The organism is Bradyrhizobium sp. Bra78 (assembly GCF_024519855.1).
GTDB classification, from domain to species: Bacteria; Pseudomonadota; Alphaproteobacteria; order Rhizobiales; family Xanthobacteraceae; genus Bradyrhizobium; species Bradyrhizobium japonicum_G.
The window spans coordinates 311,141-333,296 of record NZ_JALJRE010000005.1; the positions used below are offsets into that span (position 1 = coordinate 311,141).

Consider the following 22,156-nt stretch of genomic DNA (forward strand, 5'->3'; position numbering starts at 1 on the left):
GGCCGGGCCCGCTTGATGGAAGTCTTCGATGAGAGCGATATTCGGCAGTCTGCATCGCTGGGCGGGACTGCTCACGGCCGGATTCCTGTTCTTCTCCGGCATCACCGGCGCGGTCATCTCCTGGGACCATGAGATCGACGACGTCCTGAACAGCCATCTGTTCGACGTCAGCAGCAAAGGCCCGGCGATCCCGTCGATCGAGCTTGCCAGGACGATCGAGCAGCGCGATCCCCGCGCACGCGTCGTCTACCTCTTCATGACGCCGGAGGAGGGCCACTCGCTGTGGTTCTTCGTCATGCCGCGGATCGATCCCGCAACCGGCAAGCGCTACGCCCTCGACTACAATCAGGTCTTCCTCGATCCCAACACCGGCGCGGAGCTGGGCCGGCGCTATTGGGGCGCGGTTTGGCCGGTGACGCGCGAGAACTTCGTCTCGTTCCTCTACAAGCTGCACTACACGATGCATATCCCGGAGTTCTGGGGCAGCGACCGCTGGGGCATGCGTCTGCTTGGAATCATCGCCATCATCTGGACCATCGATTGCTTCGTCGGCTTCTACCTGACGCTGCCCTCGCGGCGGCGCGCCAGGGCCGCGCGGGCGCCCGCGGTCACGCGCCAGCTCGACCGAGGTTTTTGGGCCCGCTGGGCGCCGGCCTGGACCATCAAGACCTCGGGCAGTGCCTACCGGATCAATTTCGACATCCACCGCGCCTTCAGCCTGTGGACCTGGGGCGTATTGTTCATCATCGCCTTCACGGCTTTCTCGCTGAACCTCTATTTCGAGGTGTTCTCGCCGCTGATGAAGATGGTGTCGAACTACACGCCGACGCCCTATGAGCAGCGGCCGTATCGCGATCTCGACGACCCCATCGAGCCAAAGGTGACCTTCGCCGACATCGCCGCGCGCGCCGCCGCGGACGGCAAGGCGCGAGGCTGGACGATCCCGGTCGGCTCGATCAATTACGGGCCGGCCCATGGCGTCTATGCCGCCGCGTTCTTCCACCCCGGCGACGACCACGGCGCCGGCGGCGTCGGCCCGGCGCAGCTCTATTACGACAGCGAGGACGGCCGCCCGATCGGCGAGCGGCTGCCCTGGGTCGGTACCGCCGCCGACATCTTCGTGCAGGCGCAGTTTCCGCTGCATTCGGGCCGCATCGTCGGGCTGTTCGGCCGCATTCTGATCTCGATCATGGGACTGGTGGTGGCGGCGCTCTCGGTCACCGGCGTCGTGATCTGGTGGCGCAAGCGCCGCGCCCGCGTCCGCGTGCGCGAGACCGCGGCGATGCGCTCGAGCCGGCAGCAACTGACGCCGGCCGAGTAGGGCGCTCGGCTTCGAGCCGAGGCCTGGGCCACGACAGCAGAGTTTGATCGGAATCAAACCGCCCTTGGGAACCTTCGCTAGCCTCGCGGCGTGTTTAACCGATTTGCAGTTACGTCCCCCCAGGGCGTTGTGCCCCTGTTTGCCTTCCTCTCCGACAGGATGGCCAAGCACTCCAGGACAGGTGGACGTGAGAGGATGCTGATGCGCACTTACTATTTCGACATGAAGGACGGCGTTGCGGCTCGGGACAGGTCAGGTCTGGAGTTTGGAAGCGATGGCGCCGCCATTGCTTACAGCAAGAGCCTGGCGGAAGACGTTCGCACGAAAAGGCCGGGAGGACATCCAGATCTCCGGATCGTCGTCATCGACGAGAACGGTCGGGAAGTTCATCGCGAAACGGTCTATTCGAAGAACGGTTGACCATCGCGGAGCCGGCCGAGCAGGGCCCATGACGGCCTGCCAGCTCACCGCGGATGAACCTTCCCGTGAAACAGAGGCACAAAGACAGAAGACAACTCGTGCCTCCCGGGATCGCTATGAAGTGCCTTGCCTTAATCTGCCTGCTCGTCCTGGCCACCAGTGCAAATGCGGCCCAGCCCGAGCAGCACTATCTCGACCTGCGCGATCGCTACATCGCAAAATTCTCGAAAGCCAAGGAGAATGACGAGACCTATAAGCAGCACGATGCGGCGCTCAAGGAGTTGACCGGCGTGCTGCGGGGCTTCGTGGGACCCGTCACGATCAAGGGGCTTCCGGCGGACGGCAAGTCGAACGCCGACACGCTGTTCAAGGGCGATTCGGGCTTCGGCCATCTCGACGGCCTCGGCTTCGCCTCCGAAGGCGACAGGATGCAAGCCGTCGTGACCACCTCCACGCTGCTCAAGCACTGGCTGCGCGAGCACCGCGAGGACGGCATGCCGCAGGAGATCGGCGCGGCATTCAAGTCGGATCGCTTCTACTATTATGCGATCCAGGATTCGGCCTTCGCCAAATATGCGGAGCTGCCGATCACCAAGCCCGCAAACGCGACTGCCGCCGTCGCCGTGCTCGGTGTCCGCGGCAACGGCGATCTGAAGGGACCTCCCGCCGAAATAGACGTCGTCGCGATCCAGGGCGAGAAGGTCTTGTTCCTCGCCGCAAGCGACGCCGTGAAGACGGCCCCGATCCCGGCCTGCGAGAAGGTCTGGACGCAGATGATGGCCAAGCCCATCGACAAGAAGGACCCGCGCGGCGACATGACCCGCGAAGACAATGCCATGACGGCCTTCACGGCGTGCTTCGCCAAGCAAGCACCAAGCCAGAGCTGGTTTGCATCGGTCGTCAAGAAGGCGCAGAGCCAGCTCGATTTGCTGCCGCTGCGCTAAATCGCGCAGCCGCCGAGATTCCAGTCACGGCCGCCCTCAACCGCTGATCGTTCCCTCACGTGAATATCTCGCGCGACGGTCTACCAGAAAGACGACAAGGTCCGTATCCTCGCTCGCTTCCACCTTTGGCGAGGCGCCGTCGCCAGCGAACATCAGCACGGTATGCCTGCCGGCCTTGCGCTCACCTGCTGCAGCGACTGTACAGGGCTAGGCCGCCTTGCCCGGTGCAGCGGCCCTGTTCGATGCAGGGCTCGCGCTCGGCGGCGCCCCCGTCTTGATATCGATTGTCTTGGTGGTCTTCACGGCCTTGGCGGGCTTCCTGATAGCCAGATGCAGCACGCCCTTGTCGAAATGAGCTTCGACGGCTCCCTCCTCCGGCTCGAAAGGCAGAGACATCGATCGATAGAATGAACCGTAGCTGCGCTCCTCGACATGCCAGTCCTTCTCTTCTTTAGTGCTCTCCGCCTTTTTCTCGCCGGCGATGACCAGTTGGTTGCCGTCCAGGCTGACCTTGATATCCTTCTCGTCCACGCCGGGAAGTTCGGCCGTCACTTCGAAGGCATCCTTGGTTTCCGCCACATTGACTGCCGGCGCGCCTGCGCCGATGCTGGACGAGGGCGACCTCTGATCGAAGGCGCGAAGCGCGTTTTCCACGTCACGCCGCATGGCCCTGAAGGGGTCGAATGCAGGCTCCTGGCTGGTGGTCCATAATCTCGGAAGGCTCATCTGCTCTCTCCACAAGTTAGAGAAATATCAAGCAGCAGCCTGCTACTCGCGCTCGCGACGGCCTTGATGTAGCGCAAATTGGCTGGGTTATTTCGAAGAGGAGGGGCCGGTCATCATGACGGAGCTCGCAGGCAAGAGAGCGCGTCAACAAGGTTGACCCGATGATAGTCTGGAGCTTGCCTCGCTGCAGCACCCGCATCATGGCCGGATGGTCAGCAGCCAGTCGTCGAGCCGTTGCAGCCAGCGCCGAGACGGAGGCGAGGCAGGGGGCGGTTTGAGCTTGAGGCGATCACCATCAACTCCATGAACAAGCTGAAGCGTTCGCGTGTGGTAGACGGCAAGATCCGGCCGGTGACCAATACTCAACACGGTGGTCTGCTTCAGCTCATCGTCGAACAGGCGCATGACCCGTCGCTGGCTGTCTTCGTCGAGCGCGGCTGTCGCTTCGTCGAGAAAGACCCATCCCGGCTTGTGCAGCAGAAGGCGCGCAAAGGCGAGGCGCTCCTGTTCGCCAAGCGAAAGTTCCTTGTCCCAGCGCTCGGTCTTGTCGAGCTTGGGAATGAGATCGCCGAGATCGCACCGCTCCAGGGCTTGTCGCACGTCCGCATCAACGAAGGCGTCGGGCGGGCTCGGATAGCTCAAGGCGTTTCGGAGCGTCCCCAGCGGCAGGTAAGGGCGCTGCGGCAGGAACGCCATGGCGCCGGGCGCAGGCGTGAGGATGATCCCGGAACCCCACGGCCAGAGGCCCGCCACGGCGCGAAACAGTGTCGATTTTCCTCGTCCGGTGTCGCCGACGATCAGCACCCGCTCGCCGGGAGTGATGCTGACCGTCGCGTCATCGATGACGATATGCCCATCCGGCAAGAGGATCCGCACGCCCTCGAAAGCAAGATGTCCGTCAGGGTGCAGCGCGCGTTTGATTTCCTCAGCGCCCTGTTCGATCGCAGGCAGATTGTCGAGTGCCTCGCGAAAGCGCGCGACCCGATGGACCGCAGCACGCCAGTCGGCGAGCCGTGAAAAATTATCGACGAACCATCGCAGTGCCAATTGTACCTGGGTGAACGCGCCCGCCACCATGATCAGGCCGCCCAGGGTCAGGTTGCCGCCGAAATAGGCTGGTGCAGCCACCAGTATCGGAACGACGAGCGACAGCCAGCCGATTCCCGATGTGATCCAGGTCAGGTGAGCGAGCGAAGAGGATATCCGTCGCATCGTGTCCACGACGGCCGCCAGCGCGGCCTCGAGATGCCGTCGCTCGTCCGGCTCGCCGCCATGCAGTGCGATACTCTCGCCGGACTCGTTGACCCGAACGAGCGCAAAGCGGAATTCCGCCTCACGTGCGTATCGCTCGCCGTTCAGGGCTATCAGCGGCCGCCCCACGATCCAGGTCAGAGCGGAGCCAATCGAGGCATAAGCGAGCGCACACCAGACCATGTAGCCGGGAATGGCGATGTCATGGCCTGCGACCTGGAACGTGACCTGCGCCGAGAGAGTCCAGAGCATGCCGACGAAAGCTATGAGCTGGAGCAAGGAATAGACCATGCCGCAGCCGAGGTCGGCGGTGTAGTCGCCCAAAAGACGGGTATCCTCCTGAATGCGCTGGTCCGGGTTGTGACCATACTCGCCGGCAAAGCCGAGCTGATAGACGCGCAACGGCTTGAGCCACTCGGCCAGGAGATGACGGGTGATCCATTCGCGCAGCCGAAACTTCAGGCGCTCCTGGAGAAAAGTGTTTGCGACCGTAAGCGCCAACAAGACAGCGATGATGACAACGAACGTCTGGAGATCGTGAACGAAACCCGACAGATCCTTGCGCCCGACGGCGTCGAAGAACCGGCCGTTCCAATCATTGAGCTGGACTTGTCCAAACATGTTGGCAATGGTGACGACAGTCGAGGCTACGAAGATCGCCATCACGCGCCGTCCCCCTTCGGCGCGAATACGCGTGAACACGCCCAGGTCTCGGGCAAGATTGAAATCGCCTGTCGGCGCAGCCTTGACCAGTGCGTCGGCGAGAGCGGGCCTGGCGGCCGCTCCCGGCATCATTTGGATTGAAGGCTGCGCGGGCCGCGACAGCGTCGGAATTGTCTCCGCCGGGCGAGCGACGGCATCCGGAGCAGCAGGTGATGCAGCGCCCGCCTTCATACCCCGGGGTCCACCTTTGTTGCGTGGCTGAACCGTGTTGACTTGCCCAGCGAGTCCCCGCATCGCATGCGCTGGCCGTCGGTCCACCTTTGCAAGGATGCCGAATGCTTCTCGCGGTTTGAGTTTGACATCGGCCTATACTGTTTCGCGAGCTGGTTTTCAGCGCCAACTGTTCGCGGCTTTTGGCGAAGGACTATGAAACGCTTGCTCCCGTCGGTTCGGAAAACAGAACCGTAAATCGGGCCCCCTGACCATCGGCGCCACGGCTGATCCGCAACTCACCGCCAATCTGGCTGGTGAAGGATTGAACAATTCTCATCCCCAGCCCCTTGTTCGCGCCGGGATCGAACCCCTCGGGCAAGGCCGGGCCATCGTTGGAAACCGATAGCGCGTAGCGATGAGCGAGATCCGGCTCCAGCCTGATCACGATACGACCTCCGCCGTACTTTGCGGCGTTCGTGATCAACTCGCTGGCGATGAAGCCGAGCGGAATGGCGATCGGGGCAGGCAGGTTGAGTTCGCTACCCTCTACGCTGATTTTCCCGGGAACGCCGTCCGATGACGACATCGCGGAAAAGTCGCGACCAAGGTCCTCCAGGAACTTCCTGAACGCTATTGTTTTCGCACCCCCATAGGAATTGAGGCGGTGGTGGATTCGCGCAATCATGGAAACGCGATTGGCCGCCAGCGCCAATTGTGAGGCCGCTTCCGGATTTGTCGAACTGCGGCTTTGCAAAGAAAGCAGACTGATGGTCATCTGGAGATCGTTCAACAGCCGATGATCGGATTCCGCCTTCAACAGTTCTTGTCTGTGGATCAGCTCGTCCTTTTCAAGAAGCAGCGCCTGGCATTGCGTCAGCGCTCTTCGCAGCTCGCTCTCCACGAGGCGATGATCGGTCAGCCCCGCAGCGAGCGACGGCCGATCCTCGTTCCGGAAAATCACGCCCGGGGGGAGGTCGGAAACGCCTGTCGAACGTTCATCGATCATGCTACCGGCCCCGTAAAAGGTATTCGCGGCGTTCCCCTACGAAGTGAGCCTAGAGCCGGATAGCGAGGGCCAGATTGACCCAAATCAACCATGTACGGCACACGACATTGTCCGCCCCGACGTTGGAGGCGTCATTGGTCAGAGTCCGCCGATGATGGCGCTGCGCTAAAGCGCGCTGCCTCCCAAATTCCAGCCGCGGCCGCCCTCGCCAAAGATCTCGTATCCCGTCGCCGTCACCACGACTGTGTCCTCGAGCTTGATGAAGCCGCGCTTCGGATGCTTCATGGTGGTCTCGATCGACACCACCATGCCGGCTTCGAGCGGCAGTCGGGCATCGGTGTCGTCGTAGGGGACCGGACCCTTGGCGGTCAGGCGAGGGGCCTCGTGGCTGACGAGGCCCATGCCGTGGGCCAAGAACTCCGTGCAGTCGCGCTGGGTGATCTGGGCGAGCTGCCGCTCGGCCGCAACATAGATGTCGCCGCCCATGGCTCCCGGCCGGACCGCGGCAAAAGCCGCGCGCTGCACCGCCTCGATCTCGGCCAGGCAGTTCTTCAACTCGGCATCGGGCTGGCCCTGCACGGCCATGCGCGCGAGATCGCCGATATAGCCGTGATAATTGCCGCCGGAATCCAGCGACAGAACCTCGCCTTGCTCCCAACGCTGCGCCGAAGGCGCCCGGTTGTGGCTGCTGCCGCAGGCGAGCAGGCAGTATTCGAAGGTCAGGCCGCGATTGGCCTCCGCGATCCGCAGCGCATCCGACAGTTGCTGCTTGGTGGTGCCCGGCCCGTGCCCGGCGATCACCTCCAGCATGGAGGCGATGACGAGCTCGGACGCCGTCTTGAGTTTTGCAAGCTCCTCCGCCGACTTGACCGCACGGAGCCGCTCCAGCACCAGCAGCGCGTCCTTCAGCTCGGCGCCGGGCAGGGCGTCGGCCAGCGCGCGGCCCGCATCCATCGGCAGGAACGCCATCTCGACCCCGATCCGCCTCAACGGCACGCCGGTGTCGCGGATCAGCGCCACGGCGCGCGTGATCGCGTCGACCGAGCCGTTGGACTCGGTCCTGACCTGCGCCACCCACGGCGGCGCAACGGTGCGCTGATGAGTCTCCAGCCGGTGCCCGACATAGACTGCGTGCTCCGGCTTGCCCTTGGGATAGACCAGGACCGGCAAATAGCGGCTGACGCCGAGCGCATCCATGTAGTCGAAGAAGATCGCGCGCTCGGCGCCCAGCAGGTACTGCACATTGTGCTTGGAGGTCGCGATCAGGATGTCGAGACCGGCTGCCTCCATGAGGCGATCGAGCTTGGCGGCATCGAATGGAATGGCGCGCGAGCGACCTGCGCGGGCGACGTTCTCCTGCATGACGAACCTTCCGATAAATGGCGCGGCTTGAACGCCTGCGTCCGCTGTGTGGTTTGCCTCAGCGACAACTCTCGTCCTGGAGCGGGGTTCTGGGTAGCCCAGGATTTGGCCGGACTGACCTGCGTGTATCCCTTGAGCACATTGAAATATACGAAACTTCAATGATTCCAACGGGACGGCGCAGTCAATTCAAGGCCGATCCGGTCGCATTTCCGGATGTCGCCCGGGGGAATTGCGTCAGGTCAGGAAAACGGCATCACGACCGCCGGCGGCAACGGTAACCTTGCTTCCATACCCACCTCTCGCGGAGGGTAGCCGGGATTGTACGGGTGTGTATGATGCCCTGCGGCATCCGGTCCGGCGCCAGCGGGACCGTGCTTGCTGTTCGGGAACGAGCTGGCCTCGACAGCGACGATGAACACGCAGACCCGCAATCTGAAAGGCGAACGTCATCGACTGACGGTGCTTTTCTCTGACCTCGTCGGGTCCACCGTTTTGGGTCGGGACATGGAGTCGGAACATCTTTCCGAACTCCTCGGCCAATTGCGGGAGATCTGGCATCGCGCGGCGGCCAAGCACGGTGGTCGCGTCATCAGAACGCAGGGGGATGGTGCCCTCACCGTATTCGGCTATCCCCGTTCGGGCGAGGACGACGGGCGTCGCGCCGCAGAAGCCGCAATCGATATTCACATGTGGGTCGGGGAGTTGCGCCACGGTGGCGTGTCGCCGGCTCTGATGCCGCTTCGCATGCACTCGGGCATCCACGCCGGCACCTTGCTGCTGACGGAAGGAGATATCGAATCCGGCCGGTATGACCTGATCGGCGACGTCGTGAACACCGCCGCGCACCTGTCTCGTCACGCGGCCCCCGGCCAGATCCTTGCCAGCATCGATGCCCTGGGGCCGCATGCGCATTTCTTCGAGCTCGGCGGTCACCTCGACACATCGGGGTCGGCGTCCGGAATGCCGAAGGCGCGTGTGGTGCTGAGACGAAGCACGGTAACCCGGCGATTTGAAGCAACGTCGCGCCGCGGCTTGACACCCTTCATTGGCCGCAACGAGATATTCGACTTTCTGACAGGCTTTCTCGGCCAGGCACAGCCGGCGACGCAACGTTGCGCGGTCGTCGTCGGAGGTCCCGGGCTCGGGAAGACGCGGCTCCTGGAAGAAGCGCTGCGACACTGCGGTACTGATCAGTTCAAACTGTTGCGGGGCAACTGCGAGAGTTATGTCGGTGCCGAGGTCCTGCAGCCGTTCCTGCAGATGCTGCGCGCGTATCTGGGCGTAAGACCGGACACATCCGTCATCGAGGCCGGCGAGACGGCTCGTGCGGCCCTGCAGCCATGGGCTGGCCAGCTCGGTTCGCGTGCTGAATCGATCCTCGGGCTGGCGTCGACCGGCGCCGATGCGCGCGGCGGCCGGATGACCGTCGATGGCGTGGTCGGTGACCTGCTCGGGTTCTTTGCGGCCCTGTCCGCGCGGGGTCCGCTGGTGCTGGTGATCGACGACTGGCAATGGTCCGACGACGCGAGCCGGCAGCTGCTGGAGGCGCTCCTGCAATTGCCCAATGGACCGCGCGTCGTCCTCGCCAGCCGGCCGCGCGACGACGGCACCGACTGGATTTCCAGCGCGCCGCACCTGCTCCTGGAGCCGTTTCAGGGAGCGGAAACCGACCTTGCGGTACGACGCTGGGTGCCACAAGCCGATCCCTTCATGGTGGCGCGCGTCCACGCGTATGCCGGCGGGGTGCCGCTGTTCATCGAAGAGCTGTGTCACTCGATCGCGGCCAACGATCCTGTTTCGTTCGAAATGCGCAGCAAGCAAGGATGGATCGCAACGCTGGTCGCCTCGCGGCTGGCGCGCCTTCCGCCGGACGAAATGAACATGGTGCGCGCCGCTGCGGTCATTGGAAACACGGTGCCGAACGGGCTGCTGGTTTCGGCCTGCGGCTGCGAGCCCGACCCGGCGACGGTGCGGGCATTGGCCGACGCGGATTTTCTCTATGCCGATCCAGCGGGCGACGTGCTTCGCTTCAAGCACGGCATCACGCGGGACGCGGTCTACGACACCATTGGCCTGCACGAGCGTCAGGCATTGCACAGGCGCATCGAAGCCACGCTGCTGGCGCGGTCCGAGCAGGTCGACCGCGAAGACACGCTGGAGGCGCTGGCCTACCACTCGCGCGGCGCAGGTCATTGGGAAAGCGCGGCCCATTATGCCGAACGCGCCGGCGACAAGGCCATGGCTGCTTTCGCGCTGGACCGTGCCCGTGCCCAGTATCAGATTGCCATGCAATCGCTCGATCGCGTGCCGGATCGCTCGCGCGAGCAGTCACTGCACTGGTGCCTGCTCGCCAACAAGCTCGGCATGGCCAACATATTCGACCCGCTCTCGTTGACCGACGACACCACCGTGTTCGAGCAGGCGGTCGCGGTCGCGTCCTCGCTCGGCGATACCGGCGCGATGGCCAGCGCATACGAATGGCTTGGCTACATGTGCTACGGGTTCGGCCGCTTTCGCGAGGGCGTGACACACACGCGGACGGCCCTGGAATTGGCACGCAAGCTCGGTGATCACCGACTGATCGCCCAGATCGAAGCTGCGCTGGGCCAGATTCTCGCCGCAAGCTGCCAATATGACGAAGCGACCGCATTGATCGACGCTGCCATCTCGGCCCAGCAGCAACGCAGCCGCCGGCACGGCGCGATCTCCTTCGGCTCGGCCTACGCATTGTCGTGCAAGGGCAGTGTCCTGGCAGATCGCGGCGATTTCGACGGTGCCCAGGACTGTTTCAGCGAAGCGATGGCCCTGGTCGAAGGCTCGACCCACCCGGTCGTCAGTTCGGTGCGCAATTGGGTCTCGGTCGCGCTGATCTGGCAAGGCCGCTGGCAGGAGGCCGAGCGACTGGCCGTCGAGGGCGCGCGTGTCGCCGAGAACATGCGCAGCCTGCTGCTGCTGGCGGCATGCCGCGCCGCGTCCGGATTTGCCCGCTGGTCGGCGACCGGCGATGCCGACGGCTTGCAGCAATTGCGCAACGCAGCCCAATGGATGGAGCGGCGGAACTTCCACTTCTACACGTCGGTTCAATATAGCTGGCTGGTCGAGGCGGCGGCGGCCGAAGGCGATGTCGAAACTGCACGGCGGTACGCCGCCCATATCCTCAGCCGCGCGCGTGAGGGCGAGCGGCTGGGCGAGGCGGCGGCTTGCCGCTCGCTCGCGAAGCTCGCAGCCCTGCGCGGGGACTTTGGACGAAGCCAGCGCTGGTTGCTCCGAGCGGAAACCTCCGCAGGCTGGCGCGGTTCGCTGCGCGATGCGGCCCTGAATCTGGCCGCGCGCGGCGAGCTGCTCGCGCAGCAGGGGCACGGGGAGGCGGCCCACCAGGCCGCAACGGAAGCCGCCGAGAAACTATCCGCGCTCGGCATGCATTGGCACGCGGAGCAGGCGATCCGCTCCGTAGCCGGTACGCCCGTCATCCGCGCCAACGGTCAGCGCAACCTGCTCGGTGGCGGCCAGCATTATGCCGTCTAGCCAAAGCGCGATGAGATCAGGACGATTGTCATCGCGCTTTAGGTGTCTAGGGGGAGGGTGAGCCCGGCTGCGCGGGGACCCGTCCGTCCATCGTCAAGCTCAGTGGCATGGGGCCGGTACGCAAGGGCAGGGTCGTCTCCACCAGTGCGCTGAAGAATCCCAGCATCACGGCCAGCGCCGGGTCTGCTCCGGGACACGAATGCGTGGGATGGCCCGCGACCCTGCGGTTGCCACCGAAGGCGTGATAGATGTCCTGACGGCCTGCGGCGAGGCTTTGCTGGGTGGCGGAGATGGCGCCCGCGACGATGATGTCTCCCGGTCTGATCTCGACATCTCCGATGGTGTGCGAAACGATGGCCGTCCGCCAGATCAGTTCGGGCACCGCACGCAATTGCATAGCCGGGATGAAGTCGTCTCTCAGCCGGTTGAGGGCATCGGTGTAGTCCTTTGCCACTGTGCCGGCATAGCGAGCGCGCAACGCCCACAGGGTTCCTTCGCGCAGCCATTCGTTCAATATCCTGCGCAGGTTTCCGTCGACGGTCGGAATGAAGCCCATCATGGCGCCGGCGATCGTGCGCGCCACGAACGGGATGTCGCCGGTGCCCCGCGGCGAGTTGTAAACGGCCTTCGTCACGGGTCCGTTTGTCGGCCCGGACTGCGTCAGGAAACCTTCCATGGCGCGGCGTGCAGCATCGCCATGTGCCGCGCCGACCTCTTCCACCTTCTTGTTTGGATGGGGCTGGAAGATGTAGCGCGAGGGCGACAGGAAATGGCCGGGATAGCCAGGCGGCTCGCCTTGCTTCCAATCCCAGCGATAGCCGGCGCGGCGGAAATGGCCGCCGGCCTCGCTCAACCCGAACCACTCTTCGCAGAAGGCGCCGAGCAGCGGATCCACCAATTCGTGCACGTCGACGGTCAGTTCCCAGCTGGCTTCGCCGTCGGCGGCGGCATAACCAATGGTCTCCTTGACCATGAAGCCCAGCACCTTCTGTACGACCGCGCGCGCCAGCTCGAATGTGGCGAATTGGTCGAGGGCCATGATCGCAGCGTTGCAGACAGCAGATTCCTGCTCGTAGACTTGGTCTGGCTGTCTGGCGTCGCGGCCAAGATAGAGGATGCCGAACGACCGCGTCATGCGGGGCAGGTAGCCGGTGATGGTCAGCTTGGTGTCGGAATCGGCGAAGACCTGGTAGACCAGGTCGCGGTCGGCCACCAGGACTCCGAAGGGAGTGCGAAGCGCGCCGCCGTGACGCTCGCGGATCGCAGCCCAGATCGACGCGTTGACGAAATGCGAGGCTGAATCCGGATCTTCGAGCGCCGTCTTCCACGCGTCCATCGCCGCGGCTTCGCCCTGCCGCCTCTCGATCAGGCGCAGACGCGCGATCTCTTTTTCGCCCTCATCCGCGCTCCACGTCACCGCCGGCTTGCGCCCCTGGCTCGCCGCCCATTGCTGCAGGTCGGCAAGCGCCTTTTTCGATGGCGCAAAAAAATACGCGCCCCATTCCAGACGGACGAACGGACGGGGTTCGTCGTGGAGCCGGTCCGAGCCGTCCAGCGCGACGCGAACGGTCTGACCGCCATGCTCGAAACGGAAATGTCGAAGCCGGCCGGGTTCGGCGAGGCCGAGGAAAGGATCGCTCTCGCCGGAGAACGAGCCCGAGCTGTTGCCGCCGGCGAGCCAGCTCTGCACCACCTCGAACTGCTCGCCGAGGCTGGCATTGTAGGCCATGAAAACCAGGCCGCGCTCGGGTGGCGGGGCGGATTTGGCGGCTTGCGGGTCGACGGGCGGACCATAGGACATGCCGCGCCTGACGATCCGAGGGGGCCGGGCGCCGGCATCCGCCTTGGTGATCGGAACGCGCGGATTGGCGCGCCGTATGTGCGCGTGAAACGGGCACAGCTGGGCCTGCGCATCGGCCTCGTAGTTGAAGTCGTTGCAGTCCTTGTCGGGGGGCGGAGTAGGGGTCAGCGGCTGGCCAGCCTGGGGATGGCCCGTCGGCCAGCGTCCCATCATCTTGGCCATCAGCGTTTCGCGCGTCAGTGCAGGTGTATCAGCCGCAACCGTCTCGGTCGCCTGTCGCGTGGCCCGGGACAGGACGTCCTCGAGCTGCTCGACATCCTGTCGCAGCTTACGCAGCGCCATGAAGCTGCCATCGCGGAGCATCGCATGGGCACGATTGGTCGCGTCGCCGAGCGGCGCCGTCGCGTCGGCAAGGGTCGGATAGCCGCACAGAATCTCGCCGAGATGCACCTGATTGGAATAGCCCTTGCCGGCCCGGCTCTTATCCAGCACCGGATTCGAGCTGCCGTCGGCGAAACCGAAATGGTCCTTCATGTTGGATCCATCGCGCTGCCGCTGCATCCACTGAATCGAGAGCGGCCTGACGCCCGAATCCACCTCGACCAGGCGGCTCATTTCAGCCATCAACGGTTTTCTCGCATCCGCCGCCGCTTGCGGGTCCTTGTTCGCGTCCTTGGTCAGCAGGCGAAGCTGAAGGACTGCATGCACGGAGCTCATGCTGATGCGCGGCGCCGGGTCGTTTTCGCTCAGGTCTGGCGCATCGATGCCGCGCGCCCAGTTGCTGGCCGGAAGGCGCCAGCGCTGGGGATGATTCCAGCGCACGTCGCCGAGCAGGCCGGCGCGTCTCTCCATGCCCTGCAAAAACTCTTCCGGCAGCGTGCGCACCTCTGCGTCGGTCAATCCGGCGTGACGCAGCCCCTCGACCGTGAATGCGATGTTGGTGACGATCTGGCCGGGGGCGAGCTCGTCAGCTTCGGACGTCACCCGCAGGACGTCGAGAAACGCCGCCAGTGCGGCCGGATTGGCGAACTGCAACAGCAGCAGGCAGCCGTGATCCGAAGCGGGGTAGGCGGAGAGAATCCCGCCCTGCACGTTGCTGGGATCCTGCAACGGCGGTTCGGGCGGCAGGGCGAGCGGCAGATTGCTCCGTATCGGCGCCACGTCGGGCGGGGTCAGCAACCAGTTCAGGGCCTCTTCATAGCGCCGGCGGGCGCGCTTGACGCCTTCCGCGTAGGGCGGGGCGTTGATCATGGTGACGAATTCCGGGAGCAGCTCGTGGGCGGCCCGATGCAGAACCACCCCGTCATGCGTCCCCGGCGGATAGAAGTCGGCCAGATGATAGAGCCCCGCCAGCGCCAGGATACCGTGGTGAAAAGCAGGCCGGCCGGCGGCTTCGATGGTGAGTGGTTTGCTGAAGCCGGAGTTGGTCGGATCGACGCCAGCCTTGCCGTCGACCGGGAATATCGAGCGTCGCGCGATGTCTTCCGGCGACGGAATCCTGGTCCGCGTGACGATCTGATCGGCACCGGCGCCCGAAGCTCGCCGATAGACCCGCTCCTCCATCCGCAGGAAGCGCGTGTCATCGACGGTCAGGTCGGGGGTGGCATAGAGGAAATACGCTTCGGTCTGCCTGCTCTTGAGCCAGATGCCCCAGTTTTCGTAGGTGTTTTCGTAGCCCAGCACATAGCCGTCGGTATTGCAGAAGATGAGGTCGAGCAGCCGCGCGGCCTTTTGCCAGATGACGCGCACATAGGCTTCCCAGGAGCCGTCGAATGTCGCGGTCAGCAGCACGTAGTCCACGGCGTCCTCGGCGTCGTCCTCGGGTTCGAGCACGGCGATGCCCACGGAGTGGATACGTCCCACGCGGTCCACGGAGTCTGACAGGACGCGGGCGAGCTCGTATTCATACGCGATGGCGCGCCCGCCATTCAGCGCCCGCAACACGTATTTGACGCGCGTCTTGTATGTGGTCGCATCGAGGGAAGGCACGAACCCCTTCTTGATCGGAGCCATCACCCTGAAATCGGAAGTGCCGGCCATGCTGCCGGTCTTGATGGTCAAATCGCGACGCATCGATTTATCTCCCTGGTGCAGGCGCCCGACCCCTCGTCGCGCCTTGCTAAAACACAACCGTAACGTGTCTTTTTCCGCAAATATGTAATCTGCCCCACAATGTTGCGGGTGGGGTCATGGACTTTTACCGACGGCTGTCGGACGGACGGTCCTTGCAGCCGCGTATCGAGCCGATACAGCCATTCAACTCTGGGGTTCCCGCGGCCTTGCTTCTATGAACTGGCCCACAATCCCGAACTTTCCTTCGCGGTCCGCAGACCCGGAAAGCGTCCTGAAACCCATTGCGCAGATATGGCTGAGGGCCGGGGGACCGGCGCCGGCGATCCCACGTTCGATCGCGCTCGAGGTTGGCTTTCGGGACCCACGATCTCGCGCGGTCGTGCGGGTGCATGAAGCTTGTTCACGAGGCGAACCGTCCGACATCGGTGCAGTCGCGACCAGGCGGCTCTCTGACGGTCCTCTGGCGTATCAGGCTACTCAGGATCCGGGCGCACCAACTCAAATCAGGGCGGTGGGGCGAACCGCATGATACTTCTCATGCCAATTGAGTCCAGCGGGACAAAATACAAAGCGAAATCAGTGACTAACTTATACAGCATATCGAGTCTGGAACCCCGGATTACGAGTCCACGACCACGCAGCGTGCTCCGATTCCGAGTCTAGATCACGACCATCTAAGCCATTGAAATCACAAAGAAAGAGCCATCGTGCCGGCTCTTTTCAATCACGCTTGTAGAAGACGAACCTAAGGCCTCGCTCGGCTAATCATCTACCCGCGCTTGCGGGATGCAGGACCCGAGCGGATGGAATCGCTCGACCATCACCGCAAGCTTCTCGATAGACGGAGCGGGCCTGACGACGGACGGTACGGTTTTACGGCCTCCTGCGCCGATCGCCAAATTCCAACCGTGTCCATCCTCGACGATTGCTGCGTACATGCTTCTGTAAAGCGTCCCAGCGGTCAGGTGGGAGTAACAAGGCCCCCCGGCTTCGATAATGCGTGCCACGACGTGGGAGACGGCCTTCACTCCAAGGCGGGTCCACGGTGGGAGCGAGGCAGGAAATAGCGATTCGTCAGCAGCCGGAATGCTCGCTCGATATTCAAACCACTCCGACGCCGCAGCCGATGCCAAGTCATCCAGACGCACCAAGCGTTCGCGCGAGCCGTTTCGCCCGGCTGTCACGCCGTTAGACGAGTAGTCGGCGACATCGAGGCCAACCAATTCGGCCACGGTAATTCCTGCAGCAAGAAGACAAACCAGAACAAGACCGCGGAGTTCGAAGGGGTATCTTGGTCCTTGCGTCTGTTGAAGACGGCACCTCTGCCACGCAATCAATGCGTCGACTTCCGCGCGTTTTATCGAATAGTTCGGTGGGGTTGTGGTTTTCGCAAAGAAGGGAAGCAGCAGAGCGGGGTTATCAGTGCGGAGTTCCGCATTGACGAGCATTTGGATTGCAGTCCGAAGACTCCAGATGAGCCGATTCATCGATCGCTCGCTGCGAGTCTTGGCGCGCTCTTGGCAAAATGCGGTCAAATCCAAAAGATCAGCGCTAACAAAATCCTTGTTGGTCCTGCCGAGAAACTCCGAGAACCATGGAAGGATGATGGATATGTTATAAGCTTCAGCAGGACTAATCGAGGCTTTGACGGCTTCAATTATGACCTTGACCTGATATTCGATGGCCAGCGTCATAGGCCCTCCAAGACCAGCGCGAGACGCTTTCTCACTCGGAGCGAGCGCAGGCGTTTGATGCGAACATTGAGGTCTGCAAACGCCACCAAGCTGGAGATGCGCGGAGCTTGACGACGCATTTCCGATAGGCGGTCCGCGATAAGCGAGACGACTGCAGCTTGTCCCAGGTAGAGGGCGTTCAAGGCGTCCGCTTCCTCCGCACTCGAAGGGCCGAGATCGCAAAGAGCATCGGCCATTTCCAGCAGGTCGGCTTCGGGCCAAGTCGTCATGTCGTCCGGCAGAGAGCGTCGGAAATCGGTACGCTGCCGCACAGAGGACGACAAGACTTTCGCGCAAAACACTGCCTTCGCGCTGTCGGCGACCATCCCCTTTGCCGGCATGCGCGTAGCGTCTCCGCCGCAGTTGTGACATCGCGCAAGCGCGAAGGCGGCGGACCAACAGAAACGGGCCGAACAGAATGCACACCGCTCCTCGAGAGGCGCACCGCTGTCGGGATCTCTGCGGAGAGCACGAACCGCCCAGACAAGGCGATGGTAGGGGTGGTCGTCTTTGCGCAATATGTCGAACGCAAACCGGACTGGCGTCAAACAGACTTGGTCACACTGGAGGACGAATTCCCCGAGACGGACGTGACCGGGGCGATTCACGTCCGGCACAAGCATTGTAGGAATAAGTTCACTCGGAGGTACGTTAAGGTATTCCGCGAACTCCGTGACGCGATCGACACGGTTCGCCGCCGATGCCAAATGCTCGGGGTCGCCGAGGAGATCGTGTACGACATCTGCAGGAAACGGTGTCAACGTACTCGCAGCCCTTAGCAAAAGCGACGGCATCGACTCGCCTGGTAATGGTGAAAACCTCGTTCTTCGCGACTTCATGACGAAGTGCTCAGGTTTTTCGCCCAAAGGACCTGCGCGCGGTCGGAAACGGGTGTTGTGGAATGCTTCGTCATTCGGAGTTTTTCCAGAGGAATTTTGTCGAACGGGTTGGGGCCGCGTCCGGGCCGGCATGCGAATGCTGCGAGGTAGTGGCGGCGCGTAAGTTCAAGCGACTTCTCGCCGAAGATCGCGATCCTGGATGCCGTCTGGGTTAGGCGCATTAAGTCAGGCGTGCCGCCGGCTGCTGCGATTTGCAATCGCTCGGGCATCTCGCCCGTCAGAATTTCAGTCGCCCGAAATGGCAGCTTTTCGTTCAGCAGATTACAGGTTGCCAGCCAATCCTTCCCGTAGGGCATCCGCGATATCGGAAGATGCAAGGGAAATCGGCTCGCCAGGCGGTCGCACCTCTCGATGACATCACCGAACCCATCTTGTCCGACGATCATGACAGGGCAGGGCGTGACGTCGAGAAGATCCTCCAGAAGATCTATGCCCTTCTCGGACATGGCGTCCCCCCGGATCAGGCGATCCGCGTGATTTAGAACAAGGAGACGGGCCTGAACCTTCTCCAGAAAGAGTTTGATCTGAACCCAGGCCAGTTCATCGTTATTGCTGTTGCGAACTTGCGGCCAACCGCCACTTGCGAGCACAGCATGCGCCAGGTCTTTTGCGCTCGCTGTCCGCGAGAACTTGCTGAACAGTACAGGCTGGCGAGCAATCGGATCGGCCGGGATGGGAGGGTTCTGTGACAGAAAATGTTCAGCGAGCGAGGTCTTTCCGGAGCCTTCCGGACCGTGCATCACGATATTGGTGTGCAGCCCCGACGTGGTGCGTTCGTAGAGAACGTGCTTCATCGATCTGACGGCTTTGCCGACATCGGGGGTGTAAAAAAAATGGCCATCGATGGATGCAAGGCGCTCCTCAATGGGCAGGAGGATCAAATCGGCCTTCGCAAGCGGTGGTGGTGCCGCGAGAGCTGGAATAGACATTGGTTTCGAGATCATGATGTAGCCCGAGGGTCGAAGTCCGCTGAGGGATCGATCGTTTGGTCGACCAACGCCTCCTCTGCCGGCGGAAGCGTAACGTAATCATACTCGCTGCGTTTTTCGGCCGACGACGGAGCCTTGGGTTCGACTTCCCAATAACCGCTGTCGCCCTTCACGAGATCGATGAGGGCGCTTGGCGGCTTGACACCGGTATGCCACGCGCGAGCTTCCTGGCGGGCGACCGCTGTGGCCAGGTCGAGGTTGCGTCCCAACACGACGACGCCGTCCCGCAAGGACCGCGAGGGTGCTTTAGCATGGCCCGTGATGTCGAAGAGCTGACATAGAAGGGCGTGTTCGTTCGCCTGGTACTTGGCGAGCGTCGGCTTAGGTTTTCGCTTCTCCAGCGCCGCCTGCTTATTTTCGTCATCGACGATGTGAGCCCAAATTTTGCGATGAATGGTCACATCGAGGCCGGTCGCGTAGACTGTATCCGTGCAATCGACATAGACGTATTCATTGCGACCGGGGTGATAAACGAGAGCTTGGCCCAGATCTTCGAAGTCAAACCTGCTCGGCAGCCTGGTGCCGTCGGTGACGGCATCGAGGCCGCCGTTGTAGAAAAGGTTCTCGAAGCGAACCCCCTTCGTCCTGTAGTAGGTGAGGGTCCGCCGGATCGAAAACATCAGCTTCCACTCGAGGGCGGTGTAGTCGCTGAAGAACCGCAGCGGCGGGGAATAGCCGCGAGACCGTTCGGCATCGAGCCGGCGAAGGCCGGATGTCATCGCCATCAGGGGCGTACGGCCGCGAAGGCCGGCATGTGGTCGGATGTGATAGACGTCCATGATGAAGTGCCAGATGAAGCGTTCGAGCTCCTTCATGCTCAGTGGCTTCGCGGGATTGTCTTCTTTCGCCTTTGGTCCTTTCTTGCTGGACGCGTCCCTTGCTTCAGCACCACGGATCTTCCGAAGGAATGCCTTCAGCGTCCTGAAAAATCTCTCGATGAACGGCTTGTGGTCACCGCGGTAGACGCCCGCGAATTGCTGTGTGATCAACAGATCTGAAAGGAGCGCTGACACGTCCTTCGAATGGAAATCCTTGCCGTTGTCCATGACGAGCATCACGGGGATCATCGCGATATCGCAGGCGTTCTCGATTCCGAGCTCCGCGAACAGCTCGAACTTCGGCGACATAGCCAACTTGAGGGCTTTCATCGTCCGGAGGCTGTTCGGCCCGTCGATGCCAAGAACCGCAGCAAGGACGAACCTTGTGGCTGCGTCGATGACGACGGTGATCCAAACCTTGCCAACGATGATCCTCTTCGTCTCTCCGTTCTCATCCTTGAATTCGAACGCGACCCGGATCGGCAAAAGGCTGTGATCGACCTCCCAACGACTGTGCGGGAAATCCGGAATGAGAATCTTACCTTTAGGCTGATGCTGTCTATCCGCCTCATAGACGCCCTCGCGGAGCTGGACGAGCAGGTAGTTGTTGAGCTTCTTCCGATAGCGCGCGATGGTCGCCAAGGAAGGGATCATCTCGACCAGCAACTCGCCTTCTGCGAAGCGCGATCCGACCTCGTCGGCGATCTTCTTCTGAATATTCTCAAGCGAGAGATTTGGATTTGGCCCCCAATAGTTCTCAATGACATCATAGATAATATCGACGAGGATGTCGTCGAAGATGGACTTTCGTGACGAACCCGTGTTGCCATGGGCCAGAACACACTTGTTGCGTCCGGACGCAACCCACAGGGCGTAGTCCCCCATTACCTGACCGCGGGACGGTTTCTTGGTCTCGCCCTTATAAGGTTCCAGTTTCGCCAGCCAATTCTTAACATCGTCCTTGGAGCGGCAGCGAACGGCCTCGGGAGGCAACTCTAGTCCGGCCATCTTTGCGTTCTCCGCCAAAGACAGCGCCTCGTCCAACTTGGCGCAATAGTAGAGCTTGCGCTCGATGAACTGTTGCGTTTTAGGATCGAAGAACTCGAATGGAATATTCGCGAGGCGCAGCTTGTTGGCGGACCGAAGCTCCTTTCGCTCGACCGTCAGCTCATGATGCTTCCAATACCAGCAGTATTGATTCCACGTCATGGGAAGCGTGTGCATGTGGTCATGTCGACGGAATACCATTTGGTTTCCGGTCACCCCCGTGAGCTCATAGCGCGCGCTGGCGATCTTCACTTTCGAATGGAGCGGAAGCACCGGCGGCCCGGCCAGGGACAAGTCTTCTTGCGGCGCGCGCGTGACTAGCATCCAGCGTACTCCTTGTCGTCTTCGAATGCAGTAGCTTCGATCCAGAAGGGACGCCCCGTCGGGAGCTCGACCTTGCTTTCGAGGGAGAATGGATTGCGGAGATGGTATTCGGCGTGCCCGCGGGCGATCGCCCCGAAGAGCCAATCGGCCGGAAACGCGCGATCGGAGAACGCGGTAAGGCAATCGCGGAACGGCAATGGGCCGGACGCGAGCAGTTCCGTGAGGCGCGCTATCTCGTCCGGCGTCGGCAATTTCCCGCGTTGCCAGAAGGCGCGGTTCACGTTATCCGCGACGGTCTTCGAACGACAGAAGCTCTGGTTCAGGGCAACGTAGGACAGGCCAGCTCGCATGAAGGCGCGGTGCAGCCTGGAGAGCTTGCCCTTTAAATTCGCCGAGATTCCGTGTTCGAGTTTCTTGAGGTTATTCGGCCCGCGGAGTAGGTGCGTCGCATACTTGCCTTCGATCCAAATGGGCTCTTGGGTGGGCCGAAGAAGCGCGAACGCGTCGGGGCAAGCCCAGGTCCCGCCAAGCTCGTCATGAATCTCCACAACGTCGAGTTGATCCCGATAAAGCTCGATCGACGCGTGGATCTCGAGGACGCAGAAGAGGGGAAATTCGCCCTTCGACTCACAGTGGATGTCGCGAGCGGCGTTCTTCGTACTGGTGAATCGCACGGTCTCAAAGCCGCGCCGTCCGTTCACCGGTCGGCGCACCCGCTCGTCATCGATCCTGCGATGGACCTTCAATCCATTGCCGCACTCGCACGTACGGAAATTCTTCAGACCACCCGCTTCCTCGATCAGACGCTTTGGGATGAGCGAGCCGATGTCAGGCGGTCCAAATTTATGTCCCATGATGCCGAGCATGCCGGCCATCTCCAGTCGAGCTACGCCACGAAGGCGTCCGATCGAGAGAGCCGAAGCCGAGCAAAACGAGGCTTGCGTCCGGAATCCGCGTGTGCGAATCTCCGGCCATTGAGATCGGTACTCTCGATATTTGTTGGCTACGGCGTCCACCGTGGCCGGCGACTTAGTTCTG

Annotated in this window: 14 protein-coding genes; 4 read left to right on the forward strand and 10 right to left on the reverse strand. The window is 62.4% G+C overall.

What is annotated here, in order from left to right:
* Window positions 1-28: 28 nt before the first annotated feature.
* The 3 genes from fsrB (at window position 29) to OC450_RS14540 (ending at window position 2,685) form a co-directional block, all read left to right on the forward strand.
* Window positions 29-1,321, forward strand: coding sequence for a siderophore utilization protein FsrB (fsrB, locus tag OC450_RS14530; protein ID WP_262048108.1), 1,293 nt, complete (start codon window positions 29-31; stop codon window positions 1,319-1,321).
* A gap of 201 nt (window positions 1,322-1,522) precedes the next feature.
* A complete protein-coding gene (locus OC450_RS14535) occupies window positions 1,523-1,741 on the forward strand; it encodes a DUF6894 family protein (RefSeq protein ID WP_256806682.1) in 219 nt (72 codons plus the stop codon).
* Window positions 1,742-1,857: 116 nt separating this feature from the next.
* Window positions 1,858-2,685 carry a hypothetical protein gene (locus OC450_RS14540; protein WP_262048109.1) on the forward strand — a complete coding sequence of 276 codons (828 nt, stop codon included), beginning with the start codon at window positions 1,858-1,860 and terminating at the stop codon, window positions 2,683-2,685.
* 207 nt (window positions 2,686-2,892) lie between these two features.
* Here OC450_RS14540 and OC450_RS14545 read toward each other — a convergent pair whose 3' ends face one another.
* The 4 genes from OC450_RS14545 to OC450_RS14560 form a co-directional block, all read right to left on the reverse strand.
* Complete coding sequence (locus OC450_RS14545; RefSeq protein WP_211386479.1) at window positions 2,893-3,411, reverse strand: Hsp20/alpha crystallin family protein; 519 nt, start codon at window positions 3,409-3,411, stop codon at window positions 2,893-2,895.
* Between the two features lie 198 nt (window positions 3,412-3,609).
* Entirely contained in the window at window positions 3,610-5,556 is a 1,947-nt protein-coding gene (locus tag OC450_RS14550) for an ABC transporter ATP-binding protein/permease (protein WP_262048110.1), read from the reverse strand.
* 193 nt (window positions 5,557-5,749) lie between these two features.
* Window positions 5,750-6,544, reverse strand: a complete 795-nt coding sequence (locus OC450_RS14555) for a sensor histidine kinase (RefSeq protein WP_262048111.1) — start codon at window positions 6,542-6,544, stop codon at window positions 5,750-5,752.
* A gap of 165 nt (window positions 6,545-6,709) precedes the next feature.
* Window positions 6,710-7,906 carry a M24 family metallopeptidase gene (locus OC450_RS14560; protein ID WP_211386476.1) on the reverse strand — a complete coding sequence of 399 codons (1,197 nt, stop codon included), beginning with the start codon at window positions 7,904-7,906 and terminating at the stop codon, window positions 6,710-6,712.
* A 414-nt stretch (window positions 7,907-8,320) separates the two neighbouring features.
* Here OC450_RS14560 and OC450_RS14565 point away from each other — a divergent pair, with 414 nt between their 5' ends.
* Entirely contained in the window at window positions 8,321-11,434 is a 3,114-nt protein-coding gene (locus tag OC450_RS14565; RefSeq protein ID WP_211386475.1) for an ATP-binding protein, read from the forward strand.
* A 46-nt stretch (window positions 11,435-11,480) separates the two neighbouring features.
* On the opposite strand, the gene OC450_RS14570 is transcribed toward OC450_RS14565, so the two are convergent.
* From OC450_RS14570 to OC450_RS14595, 6 genes are all read right to left on the reverse strand, one after another.
* Entirely contained in the window at window positions 11,481-15,296 is a 3,816-nt protein-coding gene (locus OC450_RS14570) for a Dyp-type peroxidase (RefSeq protein ID WP_262048112.1), read from the reverse strand.
* Window positions 15,297-16,069: 773 nt separating this feature from the next.
* The gene (locus OC450_RS14575; protein ID WP_262048113.1) at window positions 16,070-17,002 is read right to left on the reverse strand and encodes a hypothetical protein; all 933 of its coding nucleotides are present in this window, start codon (window positions 17,000-17,002) and stop codon (window positions 16,070-16,072) included.
* Window positions 16,999-17,382: a hypothetical protein gene (locus OC450_RS14580; protein WP_262048114.1), complete on the reverse strand. Its 384-nt coding sequence runs from the start codon at window positions 17,380-17,382 to the stop codon at window positions 16,999-17,001. Before OC450_RS14580 ends, OC450_RS14575 begins: the two co-directional genes overlap by 4 nt.
* 494 nt (window positions 17,383-17,876) lie before the next feature.
* Window positions 17,877-18,884 (reverse strand): TniB family NTP-binding protein, encoded by a 1,008-nt coding sequence (locus OC450_RS14585; RefSeq protein WP_262048115.1) that lies wholly within the window; start codon window positions 18,882-18,884, stop codon window positions 17,877-17,879.
* Entirely contained in the window at window positions 18,881-21,118 is a 2,238-nt protein-coding gene (locus OC450_RS14590) for a hypothetical protein (RefSeq protein WP_262048116.1), read from the reverse strand. The genes OC450_RS14585 and OC450_RS14590 overlap by 4 nt, the downstream gene beginning before the upstream one ends.
* Window positions 21,112-21,984 (reverse strand): hypothetical protein, encoded by an 873-nt coding sequence (locus OC450_RS14595; RefSeq protein ID WP_262048117.1) that lies wholly within the window; start codon window positions 21,982-21,984, stop codon window positions 21,112-21,114. Before OC450_RS14595 ends, OC450_RS14590 begins: the two co-directional genes overlap by 7 nt.
* Window positions 21,985-22,156: the final 172 nt, after the last annotated feature.

Bases quoted from the DNA above. Each gene is read 5' to 3' on its own strand.
- fsrB (WP_262048108.1), top strand. From the start codon at position 29: ATGAGAGCGATATTCGGCAGTCTGCATCGCTGGGCGGGACTGCTCACG.
- OC450_RS14535 (WP_256806682.1), top strand. From the start codon at position 1,523: ATGCGCACTTACTATTTCGACATGAAGGACGGCGTTGCGGCTCGGGAC.
- OC450_RS14540 (WP_262048109.1), top strand. From the start codon at position 1,858: ATGAAGTGCCTTGCCTTAATCTGCCTGCTCGTCCTGGCCACCAGTGCA.
- OC450_RS14545 (WP_211386479.1), bottom strand. From the start codon at position 3,411: ATGAGCCTTCCGAGATTATGGACCACCAGCCAGGAGCCTGCATTCGAC.
- OC450_RS14550 (WP_262048110.1), bottom strand. From the start codon at position 5,556: ATGAAGGCGGGCGCTGCATCACCTGCTGCTCCGGATGCCGTCGCTCGC.
- OC450_RS14555 (WP_262048111.1), bottom strand. From the start codon at position 6,544: ATGATCGATGAACGTTCGACAGGCGTTTCCGACCTCCCCCCGGGCGTG.
- OC450_RS14560 (WP_211386476.1), bottom strand. From the start codon at position 7,906: ATGCAGGAGAACGTCGCCCGCGCAGGTCGCTCGCGCGCCATTCCATTC.
- OC450_RS14565 (WP_211386475.1), top strand. From the start codon at position 8,321: ATGAACACGCAGACCCGCAATCTGAAAGGCGAACGTCATCGACTGACG.
- OC450_RS14575 (WP_262048113.1), bottom strand. From the start codon at position 17,002: ATGACGCTGGCCATCGAATATCAGGTCAAGGTCATAATTGAAGCCGTC.
- OC450_RS14580 (WP_262048114.1), bottom strand. From the start codon at position 17,382: ATGCCGGCAAAGGGGATGGTCGCCGACAGCGCGAAGGCAGTGTTTTGC.
- OC450_RS14585 (WP_262048115.1), bottom strand. From the start codon at position 18,884: ATGATCTCGAAACCAATGTCTATTCCAGCTCTCGCGGCACCACCACCG.
- OC450_RS14590 (WP_262048116.1), bottom strand. From the start codon at position 21,118: ATGCTAGTCACGCGCGCGCCGCAAGAAGACTTGTCCCTGGCCGGGCCG.
- OC450_RS14595 (WP_262048117.1), bottom strand. From the start codon at position 21,984: ATGCTCGGCATCATGGGACATAAATTTGGACCGCCTGACATCGGCTCG.